Origin of the sequence: Marinifilum sp. D737, from assembly GCF_026672275.1 — a bacterium.
Taxonomy (GTDB): Bacteria; Bacteroidota; Bacteroidia; order Bacteroidales; family Marinifilaceae; genus Marinifilum.
Genome location: NZ_JANQCD010000003.1, coordinates 83,456 through 98,074 on the forward strand (window position 1 = coordinate 83,456; position 14,619 = coordinate 98,074).

A 14,619-nucleotide genomic window follows, 5' to 3' on the forward strand; every position below is an offset into this window, starting at 1 on the left:
AGGATGAAGTAAAATGTGGACACCACAAAATAGCATGAGGATGACATGAGTGTAATTGAGGACAATAGAAATATTTGTAGTATGGGACTTGAGTTGTGTTGTAAAGGGTTGAAAAACAGCGGAATGAATGTAAGAGGTCATGTAGGTAGATTGACTGTAATTGTAATGACATTTTAATTTGAAATTTTCACTTTATAAGATTTTTTGCATCTTTGACCAACCTATATTAACCACTTAAGAAAACTTAACCCTTGAAAAATCATACCCAAAATATTGATTTTCTGATTAGAAGACTATCTGTTGATTCTGATGAGCGTGCTTTAGATGAGCTTTTTCATATTTATTACGATAGGCTTTTAACAGCATCTTTTGTATTGGTGAAAAGCAAAGATTTGGCAGAGGAGGTTGTTGCTGATGTATTTTATCAAGTCTGGCAGAATAGAGAGAAGCTACAGGAAGTGAAAAATCTTGATAATTATCTATTTATTAGTGTAAAGAATCGTTCCTTAAACTGTATCAATAAAGAGCAAAAGGTTGGTAAAGATTCTATTGATGAATCAGTCTCGAATAAACTAAGCGAAGAAAATACAGCCGAAGATGTAATTATTGCAAAGGAATTACAAGATAAGATTACCCAAAGCATTGAAAGTTTACCACCCAAGTGTAGAGAAGTTTTTCTGATGATTCGTTTTGAAGGCATGAAGTATAAAGAAGTGGCTGAAACACTGAAAGTATCTGTAAATACTGTAGATACACAAATGGGTATTGCCATAAAAAAGCTAGCAGAAATGATTGGCTACAAAGGTAGAATGAAAAAAAGATAATTTTTTTCATTTTTTTTTAGTGGAAGCTTAAAGAATTACTGTCTTAAAATTGAACTACAAGAATACAATGACGGAAATGGATAAAATAAATCAGTTAATAGCAAAGCAGTTTGCTGGAGAAATCTCTGAAAAAGAGGCTGGCCAATTGGGGGATTGGCTTAAAGCTTCATCAGAGAATGAAAAGCTATTTAATGATTTAAAAGCGGAGTGGGAGAATCTGGACTTGAAAAGCTCGATTTCAGATAAATCACGAGTTTTAAATAATGTAAAATCTAGAATAAAAGCGGAAGAGCAAGATAAAAAAGTAACAAAGAAACTTTTCAGTCGTTCCTGGTATCATATTGCAGCTTCTGTAATTGCTTTAATTTCGATTTCAGCAATTGCATGGCATCAAGTTCAGGATCCTTTTTCAATTCTAAACACAATGGGTTACGAGGTGAACGAGTGTAATCCTGGTCATCAAAAAGAATTAATGCTTGCCGATGGAACTCATATTTTTTTGAACGGAGATAGTCGTATCAAGTACAAAAGGAATTTTACGGGTAATGAAAGAAATGTGTTTTTGCAGGGAGAAGCTTTTTTCAATGTTGCCAGAAACGAGCAAAAACCTTTTGTGATTGGTCTAAAAAAGGCAGAAGTGAAAGTTTTGGGAACTTCGTTTAATGTTAAGGCATATCCGGAAGATAAAAAAATGGAAACTTCGGTATTGACCGGAAAAGTTGCATTTACTCATACTCAGGGAATGTTGAAGAAGAAGCAGGAAAGTATGTATTTGGTGCCAGGACAAAAGGGAGTTGTTGATCGTAGTAATAAATCCTTTGATAAGTTACAGGTTGATAACGAAAAGGATGTGGCTTGGATAAATAAGAACTTGCACTTTGAAAACACCACTTTATTAGAAATAACCAGAGCCTTATATAGAATGTATGGTGTGAATTTTAAATTTACAGATGGCAGTCTGAAAGATTTAAGAATCACAGCAAATTTCGAAAATGAAAAATTGGAAGAAGTCATTAAAATTCTTGAAATGACCAGTGAATTTTCATATAAAATGGAGAATAACTTGGTTATATTAGGAACAAAAGGTGATTTTTAATGGACTAGGTGTTTTAAGTAAACACAAAAAAAATACCAAAGAATGGCAGTTCTTCGGTATTTCAACTAACATGTAGTAAATTTACTTGTCAAGTAAAAATGTAATTGAAACAAGCGCAATTGCTTCAACTAGCATTATGTACGACAAAATTAGGAAAAAATATCGATTCAGTACAAACAAATTTTCAACTGTTTGTAAAATATCTGTTATTAATAATGGATGTAAGGTATTGGTAGGCTTAGTTTTCAAGCTTTTCCTAGTTGTAATTTCTTTCGAATCTTATTCCCAGTCCATACCAATTTCTTTGAATTTGATGGGACAAAGTATGCCATTTGAAGATTTTTTTCAGGAAATTGAATCGCAGACTAATGTATCCTTTGTTTATAATACAGATAGAATTAAGGGATATTTTGCCAATATTCCGGATAAAGAGGCTCTTCCTCTTGAAGAATTGTTAAGTCTGGTGCTTCATCCACAGGGATTTTCATTTGTTCTGTATCAGGATAAAATTATTATTAGAAAATCAAGTGGTCAAGTTCCTGCTACTAAATTGAAAGCTGCAAATCCAACAGATGTAGCTCAAATGGTTAAAGTTCAGAAAATCATGATTGGTAGAGTTCTTTGTGATGAAGATGGTCTCCCCATAGTTGGTGCATCTGTTAAGGTAAAGAATGAAGCTCGAGGAACAGCGAGTGATAAAGATGGTTACTATACATTAAACTGCTTGGTTGGGGATACAATAATTTTTTCTGCAATTGGTTTTAATAGTAGCGAGACTGTAGTTGGTCTTAAAATGATTGAAGACATTCGATTAAGTACCGATGTAATTAACCTTAAAGAAGTGAATATTATTGGCTACGGTGAGGAGGCCAAAGAGGAACAAATAGGTGCGGTAAGTTCCGTTACCAATAGCATGACCGGAGAAGTTCCTAATAATTTGGATGAGACCTTGGCAGGTACTGCCAGTGGGGTGTGGTTTCAAAAGAGTTCTGGTGTTCCTGGAAGTTCATCTACCATTGCTATTAGGGGAGTAACCTCATTACAGCCAGATGCCAATAGTCCATTGATTGTAGTGGATGGGGTTCCACTGTTTAATACAGAGGAAGGATTGAGTCGGATAACTTATCAAACTGTATCGGGTGGTCAGGCATTTGGATTGTTTGATAACTACGTTTACAACGATCTTAGGGAAAGTACATTCTTTCAAAAGAATGGATTAAATGTAGTAAATCCTGAGGACATTGAATCAATTAGTATATTGAAAGATGCTTTCTCGACTTCCATTTATGGTTCGAGGGGAGCAGCAGGGGTTATTCTGATTAATACGAAACATCCTGAAAAATTTGGCTTAAAAGTTAATCTGTTAATGGAGACAGGAATTTCTAAACCTGTTAATAAACCTGATTTGATGAATGGAGAAAAGTATTCATCGTTTTATTCCAACTATTACAGCCAGCTTAAGAAAAAAGAAGTTGTTTTTCCTAATGATATTAATACCAATTGGTACGATAAAGTGGTGCGAAATGCTACAAGTAATAAATTGGCTTTGTCCATACAAAATAAGAAACACAATGGTTTTTTATACTTTAGTTTTTCTCATTTAACTCAGGAGTCATATGTAATTGGGGCAGATTATAAAAGATATACTGCAAGATTTAATTTTCAGCAAAAAATCAATAACCGATTTTTAATAGGATCTAATATATCGCTGACAGCAGAGAAGAATAATTCCTTATTGGCTCCAAAAATTTATCGTGATGCAATATTAAAAGCTCCTAATTTGCCAATATATAATTCAGATGGAGGATTTAACTTTTCTACTGAAAGAAATCCATATGGTGATTATACTGAGAATCCAGTGGCAATGGCTCTAAATGATAAAGGAGAAATACTCGATAACTATATCATTGCGAATGTATATACGGATTTACAAATTGTGAATAATTTGTCATATCGTTGTGACCTTGGAGTTAATTTCATTGAAACGGATGCTTTGTCATCTTATCGGAATAGTTATCAAAATGATGAGAAACTAACCATTGAAACAGATGGTTATTCGAGAAAATATGTAATTACGAATACATTAACTGGAAATAAGTCATTTGGAGATCATAAGCTAAAGTTTGTTTTAGGGCAGAGTTTTGAACATTCAAGACAAAAGGAAGAACAATTAAATTATCAAAGCCCATATAGAATTAATAATCGAAATAGTTATGAATTAACTGATTATTCCACAAGTAAGAGAAAGCATGCCTTGGCATCTTGGTTTGGAAGATTAAATTACAATTACAAACAAAAGATTTTTACAGGAATAAGTTACAGAATTGATGGATCATCTCGTTTTAACAAAGACAATAGATATCAAATATTCCCAGCCTTTTCAGCAGGATATATTGTTTTAAATAAAGAAGGGGAAGAGATCATCAATAACTTAAAACTGAGAGCAAGTTTCGGTTATTCAGGAGTGGAACAATCCACATATACCTATGGAGCCTTAAGGACTTACGAACCTCATCAGGACGAATTGACTTATGGAAATAAGAACATTATTACAGAAGCAAGAAGCTCAAGTTTCAATTTGTCGTGGGAGAAAACTGAGAATTTTGATGTAGGAATCGACATGAGTCTACTGAGCAATAATGTTCATCTTAACTTAGATTATTATTCTAAAAAAGTAAATAACTTGCTGTTGTTTACGGATGTACCTGCAATATCTGGTTATACAAAACAATGGGTGAATGTTGGTGCAATGAAAAATACAGGAATAGAATTGACTTGCGATGCCAAAATTCTAGGTGGAGAATTAAGTTGGGATGTGTTTCTTACTGCTGCTTATAATCGTAATAAGGTATTGGAAATTAATCAGAATGGTTATGAAGTATGGGGGGCAGATAAGGCATACAAATATTTTGAGGAAGGAAAGGAAGCAGGGCAATTTATGCTATATCAATGGGAGGGTGTAAATCCTGAAAATGGAAATCCATTATGGCGATATGCTGATGGTACTTTAAGAGAGACTCCTCCAACTAATTTAAATGATAGAAAAGCTCTGGGCTCCGGAATTCCAAAATATTCAGGAGGTGTTAGTAATATAGTGTCATATAAAGGAATAGAATTTAGTGCTTTTTTAGTTTTTGCTGAAGGAAAAAAACTAATGAACGGTACAGCTGCAATATTAAATACCTACACAACAACTGAAGTGAATAATTTATCAGTTGATGTTGCAAATTACTGGAGAAGTGAAGGGGAAATAAATAGTCGTCCGGCTTTATTTAATAAATCCATCACAGCACAGAATAATTATACCACCAGTCGAACAAGTTCAAGATTTTATGAAGATGCATCGTTTATAAGATTGAAAAAACTTGTGTTGGCTTATAATTTTCCGATGAAATTCGTTAAGAAGTTAAAGTTGGATAAAATTAAATTGTATGCTCAGGCAACCAATTTATTTACCATTACCAACTATTCTGGATTAGATCCGGAAGTAAGTGCTTTTGGAGTTTCATCACTCTTGTCAGGATATGATGAGATAACGATGCCTCAGACTAAAACATACAGTCTTGGTTTGCGAATTGGTTTTTAAAATAAATTGTCAAGTAAATAATCAAAAATGTAGTAAATGAAAATGTTACCCTGTCTGGCAGGGCATGGTAATCCTTTCATGATTTAGTTACAAATATTGGTCTGAATTGAAAGTAATATCAATCAATAGATTGGTAAGTGGGGATGTTATATGCCTCTAAAATACAGGTTGATTTTTGTTATTGGTTTGATAATTAATGAAGTATTCTTGGTTTTGTTCACAAGTGATGGAGTAGAAACTACTTTTTAAATGAAGTGAATCAAGCCAGTAAAAAGTTTTGAATTAACTCAAATAATAACCTAAAATTAAATTTTATGAAAGTTTTTAAAAACTCTTGGAATGTTGTATTACTGCTTTGTGCAGTTGTGTTTAGTGGAGCTTTAAGCTCATGTAGCGATGATGAAAATTTAAGTGACCTAACCGGATTTTTGTCTTTTGGTTTTTCAGATGAAGCATTAAAAGATTATGAATTCACCATTGGTGATAATGGTATAATTACCAATCAGATTGCCTTACCTTATGGATTTGATGCATCTTCGTTAACACCAGTTTTTTCAGCAGTGCCTTTATCTACTGTTTATGTTAATGGTGTTCAACAAACTAGTGGCTCCGAATCCATTGATTTTTCGAGTGAGGTAGTTTATAAAGTTGTAGCAGAAAATGGAACAAATCAAGTAAGCTATACTGTTGTTGTTAATGTAGCAAAGGATATTACAGCTTGGTCTAACTTGGCTCCAGATGCTAAATTCCCGGATTACACATCTTTAGTTGGTTTCAAAATTGGAGAGAAGTATTTTGTTATGGGAGGTAAAAAAGGTGCTTCAGGTATTGGAGGACACACCTACGGAATTCATTCTTCAACCGATGGTACTGAGTTTTCTGCAGTAAATACCAATATTTTCAAGGAGTATGGTATGGGATTAGGTGCCGCAGCAGTTAAACATGGTAACAAGCAGTTGTTAATCGGTGGTTATACGCCATCTGATTATGAAGTTTGGGGAGAGACTGGTAATGGTTACGGAATCAATACTGTATGGTCGTCGGAAGACGGAGAAACATGGACCAAAGTAAATGAAGGTGCTTCGGATGAGCAGAAATTTACAGCCAGAACCAATGCTTCTGTAGCTAATTTGAATGGTGATCTTTACCTAACGGGTGGATATTCTGTAGGTTTTGGTGCTCCTCAAGGTGCCATGAATGATGTTTGGAAATCTACAGATGGAGGTGCTACCTGGTCAACATTAGATGCACAATTCGGAGAAGATTTTGTAGCAAGAGCTGATAGTAAATTAATCGTTTACAAAGACGAATTGTATTTAATTGGAGGAAGAACAAAATTCCCATATAATTATTTCAATGAGATTTACAAGTCTGCTGATGGTATAAGCTGGACAAAAGTTGATGTAGCAGCTCCGTTTGCAGCTCGTGCAAGTTTCTCTTGTTTTGTTTACAATGATAGAATGTATGTTCTTGCCGGTTTAGGTAATAAGGAAGTTACAGAAGGTGAAACAACTACTTCGGTTGACGTATTCTACAATGACCTATGGGTTTCAGAAGACGGTGGTGTAAACTGGACAGAAATGAAAACAGGAGCACTTCCTGAAGGATTTGCTGCAAGATATGGTCAGGCAATTGTTGTTGACGGAAATACTATTCACATCTTTGGAGGTAATGGTCAAGACACCGAAGGTAGCGCAAAAGTATATACTGATGCCTGGAAAGGTACATTGAACTAATCAATTGGAGAGTCTCGTTAAGGGCGGGACTCTCATTTCTATCAAAAGCACAAATTATTGGCAGATGATTCGTGTTGTGCAGATTATAATGGTTTGCATTAAATAGAGCCTATAGAATAGGCATTTCAGAGAACATGTAGTAAATCTCATGAATATGAATAAGATATTGGTCATGTTGCTGGCTATAATGACTATGCTTGGAGGAAATCTTCATGCTCAATCATACAAAGCGCAGGAACTTAAGACAAAAAAAATAACAGGTACTGTTTTAATCAGTGAAGACAAATCACCGGCCATTGGTGCTACGGTGATTGTAAAAGGAACTACCAATGGTTCTGCTGTAGATTTCGATGGAAAATTTTTGATTACAGCAAATGAAGGAGATATCTTGTTAATATCTTCGATTGGATATGTTTCGCAGGAAATTAAAGTGACACAAAAATCACATTATAACATTTTGTTGAAAACCGATAATGTGGCATTAAAGGAAATTGCAGTTATTGGTTATGGTGTTCAGGAAAGAAGGGATTTAACAGGAGCAGTGACTTCAATTAATCTTGAGGCATTAGAGCAACCAGCTTTAAGTATCGATAATGCATTGGCAGGACAAGTTGCCGGTGTTCAAATTAACTCTAGTAGTGGAGCACCCGGAAGTGCTACAGCAATTACCATTCGAGGAATTACATCATTAGATGGGGATAATAATCCACTTTTTATCATTGATGGGGTACCTGTTTATGGTGTAGGAAGTCATTCAAGCACTTCCTTTTCACAAGGAAGCATTGCAGCAGTTGCAATTGGAGGAAATAGTGCTTCTGGACAAATTGGAGCCAATTCCGAATTTGAAAGAAACCCATTGGCCAATCTGAATATGGATGATATTGAGTCCATTGAAATTTTGAAAGATGCTTATGCAACAGCAATCTATGGGTCACGAGGTGGAGCTGGTGTTGTATTAATCACAACAAAACGAGGAAAAAAAGGTCAACCTAAAGTCAATTTAAATATCTCAACATTGGTAGCAGAACCTGTTGGTGTACCAGATGTTTTAAGTGGAGATCAATATGTTGATTTTTACAATGCTTATGAAGGTCCGGATAAAGACGGGAATTATCGTTTTAATAAGGGGCTAAATACAGATTGGTTTGATCAGGCAACAAGAACAGCCATTACTAATAATATATCAGCAACAGTATCTGCAGGAACAGATAAAAGCACTTACTTTTTATCATTATCATATCTCGATCAGGATTCTTATGTAATTAACAATGATTTTAAAAGATATACATCAAGAATCAATTATGAATACAAGTCTAGTGAGAAATTTAGATTTGGTAATAATTTGACATTTTCTTATACAGATAACAACTCTTTAAATTCAGGTAGTGTGTATAGAAACTCTATTCTTGCTAACCCTAGTATATCTGTAAAAGATGAAGATGGGATGTATAATTTTGTTGAAAATAAGCAATCTCAAATTAATCCTGTTGCAACAGCAAAAGAATCGATTAACTATGTGAGAGATAGTAGATTGATTGGTAACTTGTATGCAGAATACAAGGCCTTGCCATGGTTAACTTTTCGTTCAGAATTTGGTATTGATTTGATGGTATCTAAAGCTTATAATAAAAATATGGCTTATGAGAAGATTGATAGAGAAGGGAATGCCAATCAGACCAACATACAAAATATGAAATATGTGTTCAACAATACAGCTACAATTTATAAAGAGCTAGGCGAACACGTTTTTAATGGGGTAATCGGACAATCGTTTGAAACATCAGATGAAGATATTGTAAATATTAGCGGTGAAGGTTTCCCTACGAATGACGTTTTAAGTATAAGTCAAGCCGATAAATCAAAGGTTGGTCAGGCAGTGCGAAGAGAGTGGGCAATGATGTCATTCTTTGCAAGAATGAACTACCGATGGCTAGATAAATATATGGCAGGTGTTACCTACCGTATTGATGGTTCATCTCGTTTTAATAAGAATGAAAGGTACGTTGGTTTCCCTTCGTTCTCATTAGGTTGGAGATTTTCCAAAGAACAATTTATGGAAGCCTATACTTGGGTTACTGATGCAAAAATTCGAGCTAGTTTGGGATTTAGTGGAATTTCAGGTTCAGGTGGTTATTATGGTCATCAAGGGCAATATGTATTGAAAGAGCACGCACCTAAATATGGTAATAATAATATTTTAGAAGTTGAACAGCCTAGTAATCCTGATTTGAAATGGGAGAAAACCAAGACCCTGGATATCGGATTGGATCTTACTCTTTTTGGTGATAAAGTTCAATTCACTTTTGATTATTACAATAAGAAAAGTGTAGACATGTTGATACAATCTTCTGTACCATGGTACTCAGGATATTCAGGTCAGAAGCAGAATTTGGTAGATATGACAAATAAAGGTGTGGAATTCTCATTAAATACTTTGAATATTAATAAGGAATTTAAATGGAGCACCAATTTTAATATTGCAAAAAATACCAATGAGGTTACAAATCTGAATGTAGATGGTTCGTATAAACCGGGTGGTGCCGAGACAGCTTATGCCTTTTATCAGGTTGGGGAATCCGCTACAGCATGGTTTCTTTATGATTGGCATGGAGTGGATCCTTTAACAGGTAATCCTTTATGGAGATATTCAGATGGAAGCATCTCAACAACTCCACCAGCTTCAATTATGGGAAATGCTACTACTGATAACAAGTTTGTTATGGGTGATCGCATGCCTGAATTTACTGGAGGTATTACTAATGTTTTCTCTTATAGGAATTTTGAATTGAATACGATGTTTGCTTTTTCTTATGGAGGAAAAATTATGAATGGAACAAGAGCTGAATTGCTTACCTATTCAGATCAGAATTATCGTAATTTGAGTCGTGATATTTTGGATGAATGGATTATTGCAGGTCATAAAACCGATATTCCAAAGAGGAATAATAAGTCTATTGTTAAAACTGGATTTGGGGATGGAAAGACTGACTATACGGTAAGTAGACAGTCAGACAGATTTCTTGAAGATGGCTCGTTTATTCGCTTAAAGAATATTTCGCTAACTTACCGCTTTAATCCAGAGCGAATTCGTAGAATAGGACTTAGAAGTTTAGCACTGTATTTAAAAGGATCCAATCTGCTTACATGGACAAAATACAGTGGTCCAGATCCTGAAGTGAGTGCATTTGGGTCATCAGCAGCATATGCTGGAAATGATGAATTAACGATCCCTCAGCAAAAATCAATTCAGGTTGGAGTTAAAATTGGACTTTAAAAATGAAAGAGATGAAAGATAGAAAATACAATAGATACGGATTGGCAATTGTTGTTCTGGCTTGTCTACTTTCAGCTTGTGATAAGCAACTGGATCTAGCACCTGAAGATACAACTGTAGAGACAGAAGTATTTCAGTCAGAAAGTTCTGCAGAATCTGCACTAATGGATGTTTACAATAAAACCTTTGAGGCCAATAATGCTACCTCTTATATATTTGGTGATTTTTCAACAGACTTGTTGGTAAGCAAAAGCGATTACTATGATCTTGTAAACTCAGGAGAAATTCCGGTTGATGATAGTTACTTTGTTGGTGGTTCATGGGAAAAATCTTATTCAGCAATTAATGTTGCCAATGTAATTATTGAATCTGCTCCAAAACTTGGTACTTACAGAGAAGAAGTTATCAGGCAACATGTTGCCGAAGCTAAATTTTTAAGAGCTTATAACTATTTAATGCTTCAAAAACTTTTTGGAGATGGCGCCTTAACGGGAAAAATGAATGGTTTAGGTTTACCTTTGCAATTAACGCCATATGAGGGAATCAAGTGGAATGCCAGTAATGCCATTACTCGTTCAACAGTTCAAGTAACTTACGATCAGATTATTAAAGATTTAACGGAGGCATTGCCTGATTTGAATGAAAACTATAAAGATGACTTAGAAACTCGAGCACGCGCAACCAAAGGAAGTGTTCATGCTTTATTGTCAAGAGTATATCTTTATATGGGAAATTTTGAAAAGGCTGCCAGTGAAGCTGCATTTTTAATTGGGAATGAAAACTATAGGTTAAGTGCTGATTTAAGATCTGTATTTCCAATGAGTAGTGGATATGATGTTAGTTTAGATGCGGAATACATCTATGCAATTCCATTAACATGGAACAATGGTGATCATCAGTTTGGGACTCATTTTTATGCTTACTATCATAAATATTCTATATATGCTGCCGATGATTTCTTGGCAAAATATACAGATACGGATCAAAGAAAAACCAAATTAATTTGGCAAGCTTACACCAAGGGGCAAAACCCAACAAAATTGACAACGGCCAAATTTAATAATGATCGAGGAAGAGATAACATTCCAATGATTCGTCTTTCTGAAATGTATTTGACCAGGGCCGAGGCATTGACCAGAACTTCAGGAATAAACCAAGAATCAGTCAATCTGTTAAATGTTATTGCAAGTAGAGCAGATAGTGAATTTACCAATTATACTACTGGAGATTTTGCTAATGCAGATGCTTTAATTGACAGAATTTTATTAGAGCGGGAATTGGAGTTGTGCTTTGAAGGTTTACATCGTTACGACCTAATTCGAACAGGTAGAAAACTGAAGAACAAAGATCTTCCGGAAAACAAATATGTGTTGCCAATTCCTAAGCGAGAAATTGAAATCACGAAGGGAAGTTTGGTTCAGAATCCCGGATACTTATAGAAGGAATCATCTCAATTCAAAACTAAATCAAAAATTTCATAGTCTAATAATTTGTTGAGAGTAGCCTGATCATAATTCAGGCCTCTCTTGGCAAGACTATATCTCTATTCTTAAAACTCAAGGAATGAATACTAGATTATTATCAATTGTATTGGTGATTCTGTTTTCATTTTCAAACAATATCATGGCAAATAGCCTGACTGATGAAAATGAAGTTAAGGGAATCAAATTCGATCATTCAGATTGGAGTACAATTTTAAAAAAAGCAGCTGATGAGCAAAAAATGGTCTTTATAGATTGCTATACCACTTGGTGTGGCCCTTGCAAAATGATGGCCAAAAATACTTTTACTCAACAAGAAGTTGGAGAATTTTTCAATAAGAATTTCATTAATGTGAAATTGGATATGGAAAAGGAGCCTGGGATAAGTTTAAAAACAATTCTTGGAGTAAATGCATACCCAACATTGGTGGTAATTAATGCAAAACAAGAAATCATCCACAAAGCTGTTGGAGCACTTCAGAAGGAAGAGCTGTTAAAGTTTGCCACTGAGGCATTAAAAGGAACAGGAACTCTTTCAAGCTATCATGCAAAATACAAGAAGGAGGGAGTAGCCAATAAAAAGTTTGTTCTGGAATACTTACAAAAACTTGAAGCTGCTAATGAAAAGGAGCAACTGACTAGCGTAATCAACCGTTATTTTGAGCAATTGGAGAAGAAGGATTTACTGGAAAAGGAAAACTGGAATCTTCTTAAGAAGTACGTTGAGTCTATTTACAATAAAGCCTTTCAGTTGGTGCTAAATAATCAGTCGGATTTTATTGAAGTTTTTGGACAAAAAGAGGTGGAGGACAAGGTATATTTCACTTTCCTGAGAGAAGGTAATCAGCTTTGTGACAAGAAAGAGACTGGCGATTTTGTTTTGAATCAGGAGAAGAAGAAGAGCTTTCTGAATCAGTTGAAAATGAATGAGGTAAAAAACAAAGATGTGATAAAGGCTTATTCCGAGATTTCAATCACAAGAAGTTTGAAGGATTGGAAAGCATATATCGACATTATTACCGAATATCTAAAAAAAGACATCATCGACAAAAGTGCAATGTCTTTGTACAATTATGCCTTACCAATCGAAAGAGCAGTTCAGGACAAAGAGTTGAGAGCTAAGGTTGCAGAATGGTGTGATATGAGTATGAAGATAGAGGGGATAAATCCAGGCTTTGCAAATGCTTTTCAGCAACTGAAAAGTAAGTTAGTCGAAAAATAGGGAACCGGCTTGGATCTTTACTTTGAGATCTAATTTGGATATACTTTAAACAAAAAACCTACTAATAATAAAAGGAACCAAATGAAGAAAGTATTTACATTATTGACAGTGGCACTAATGGTCCTTTTTCTGTCAGGAAATGTTGAAGCTCAAAACCGTGAGGTAGAATTTGAACATGCAAGCTGGAAAAAGGTATTGAAAAAAGCCAAAAAGCAAGATAAACTGATCTTTGTGGATTGTTATACATCTTGGTGCGGACCCTGTAAGATGATGGCCAGAGATGTTTTCACGCAGGATCATGTTGCTGATTTCTTCAACAGCAATTTTGTGAATTTCAAGATTGATATGGAGAAAGGGGAAGGCCCTGAGTTGAAACCGGGATGGAAGATTAATGCCTATCCAACATTCTTGATCATCAACACCAAAGGAGAAGTCATCCACAGAATTGTAGGAGCTTATGGAGCAGATGAATTCATAGAGTACGTAAAAGAAGCTCAAACGGAAGATAAGAACTTCGCAGCTTTGTCTAAGGCTTATGAAACAGGTAATAGAGATGGAGAATTCATGTTTTCTTACCTAAGAGCATTGCGTTTGGCCAATCTGGGTAAAGAAGAAGCAAAAAAAGCAAAGAAGTACGTTGCAAGTTTGGCTAAGGATGACTTGTTAAAAAAGGAAAACTGGAATATTATCAAGTATTTCATGAAAGAGCCTTTAACTGAGGAATTTAGATTTGTTCTTGCAAACAGGAATCGTTTTGCTGAAATACATGGACAAAAAGAGATTGATGACAAGATCTACAATACTTTCAGTAAGAAAATCGAATCATTTCAATACTTCTATCCAGGAAATGGAAGAGAGTACGACAAAGCTGGTTTTGACAGAATGATTCAAGATCTGCAAACTTCAGATTTTCCAAAAGCAACAGAATTAATTGCAATTGCTTTAAAGAACGAATATCAAAGACAAAATGATTGGAGCAAGTATGCTACTGTAATTGATGGAGCAATGGATTTTGCTTTGTTGAAGAACTACGAAAATCAGTTCGGTTATTTCGATTCAGCAGCATCTATGATTGCAAATGTTACTACAGATAAGGAATTGTTGACCCGTGCACTGCGTTGGGCAATTTATGCAGCAGAGCAGGAAGATAGAGTGGAGCATAAATCAGGATATCTGGCAACCAAAGCAAAATTGTTGGAATTGGTCGGAAATGCAGAAGCTGCAAAAACTGCAAAAATGGAATCTGACAAAGCAGACAAAGCAGCAGAGAAGGCTGGAACCAAAATTATTTCGATTCCTGCTATTAAAATGGGAGGAATGAAACCGGCAAAGAAGAAATAAGAAGTTTTAAGTGAAAAATATAAAGAAGGTTTTAGAACAAAAGAAGTTTGTCAAAATCT

Annotated in this window: 9 protein-coding genes; all 9 read left to right on the forward strand. The window is 34.9% G+C overall.

All coding sequences use genetic code 11. The features are described from left to right. Nucleotides 1-45 precede the first annotated feature (45 nt). The 9 genes from NQ163_RS03655 (at nucleotide 46) to NQ163_RS03695 (ending at nucleotide 14,560) form a co-directional block, all read left to right on the forward strand. Nucleotides 46-177 carry a hypothetical protein gene (locus NQ163_RS03655; RefSeq protein WP_268188929.1) on the forward strand — a complete coding sequence of 44 codons (132 nt, stop codon included), beginning with the start codon at nucleotides 46-48 and terminating at the stop codon, nucleotides 175-177. 74 nt (nucleotides 178-251) lie between these two features. Next, nucleotides 252-824, forward strand: a complete 573-nt coding sequence (locus NQ163_RS03660; protein ID WP_268188930.1) for an RNA polymerase sigma-70 factor — start codon at nucleotides 252-254, stop codon at nucleotides 822-824. Between the two features lie 76 nt (nucleotides 825-900). Next, entirely contained in the window at nucleotides 901-1,920 is a 1,020-nt protein-coding gene (locus NQ163_RS03665) for a FecR family protein (RefSeq protein WP_268188931.1), read from the forward strand. Nucleotides 1,921-2,056: 136 nt separating this feature from the next. Further along, the gene (locus NQ163_RS03670) at nucleotides 2,057-5,506 is read left to right on the forward strand and encodes a SusC/RagA family TonB-linked outer membrane protein (protein ID WP_268188932.1); all 3,450 of its coding nucleotides are present in this window, start codon (nucleotides 2,057-2,059) and stop codon (nucleotides 5,504-5,506) included. A gap of 314 nt (nucleotides 5,507-5,820) precedes the next feature. After that, complete coding sequence (locus NQ163_RS03675) at nucleotides 5,821-7,242, forward strand: Kelch repeat-containing protein (protein ID WP_268188933.1); 1,422 nt, start codon at nucleotides 5,821-5,823, stop codon at nucleotides 7,240-7,242. 154 nt (nucleotides 7,243-7,396) lie between these two features. Beyond that, nucleotides 7,397-10,516 carry a SusC/RagA family TonB-linked outer membrane protein gene (locus tag NQ163_RS03680; RefSeq protein WP_268188934.1) on the forward strand — a complete coding sequence of 1,040 codons (3,120 nt, stop codon included), beginning with the start codon at nucleotides 7,397-7,399 and terminating at the stop codon, nucleotides 10,514-10,516. A gap of 11 nt (nucleotides 10,517-10,527) precedes the next feature. Further along, nucleotides 10,528-11,955: a RagB/SusD family nutrient uptake outer membrane protein gene (locus NQ163_RS03685; RefSeq protein ID WP_268188935.1), complete on the forward strand. Its 1,428-nt coding sequence runs from the start codon at nucleotides 10,528-10,530 to the stop codon at nucleotides 11,953-11,955. A gap of 124 nt (nucleotides 11,956-12,079) precedes the next feature. After that, nucleotides 12,080-13,219, forward strand: coding sequence for a thioredoxin family protein (locus tag NQ163_RS03690; protein ID WP_268188936.1), 1,140 nt, complete (start codon nucleotides 12,080-12,082; stop codon nucleotides 13,217-13,219). An 81-nt stretch (nucleotides 13,220-13,300) separates the two neighbouring features. Further along, nucleotides 13,301-14,560, forward strand: a complete 1,260-nt coding sequence (locus NQ163_RS03695) for a thioredoxin family protein (protein WP_268188937.1) — start codon at nucleotides 13,301-13,303, stop codon at nucleotides 14,558-14,560. Nucleotides 14,561-14,619: the final 59 nt, after the last annotated feature.

Excerpts from the sequence above, each read along its gene's own strand:
- NQ163_RS03675 (WP_268188933.1), top strand. The coding sequence starts at position 5,821 with ATGAAAGTTTTTAAAAACTCTTGGAATGTTGTATTACTGCTTTGTGCA.
- NQ163_RS03695 (WP_268188937.1), top strand. The coding sequence starts at position 13,301 with ATGAAGAAAGTATTTACATTATTGACAGTGGCACTAATGGTCCTTTTT.
- NQ163_RS03655 (WP_268188929.1), top strand. The coding sequence starts at position 46 with ATGAGTGTAATTGAGGACAATAGAAATATTTGTAGTATGGGACTTGAG.
- NQ163_RS03670 (WP_268188932.1), top strand. The coding sequence starts at position 2,057 with ATGTACGACAAAATTAGGAAAAAATATCGATTCAGTACAAACAAATTT.
- NQ163_RS03665 (WP_268188931.1), top strand. The coding sequence starts at position 901 with ATGGATAAAATAAATCAGTTAATAGCAAAGCAGTTTGCTGGAGAAATC.
- NQ163_RS03690 (WP_268188936.1), top strand. The coding sequence starts at position 12,080 with ATGAATACTAGATTATTATCAATTGTATTGGTGATTCTGTTTTCATTT.
- NQ163_RS03685 (WP_268188935.1), top strand. The coding sequence starts at position 10,528 with ATGAAAGATAGAAAATACAATAGATACGGATTGGCAATTGTTGTTCTG.
- NQ163_RS03680 (WP_268188934.1), top strand. The coding sequence starts at position 7,397 with ATGAATAAGATATTGGTCATGTTGCTGGCTATAATGACTATGCTTGGA.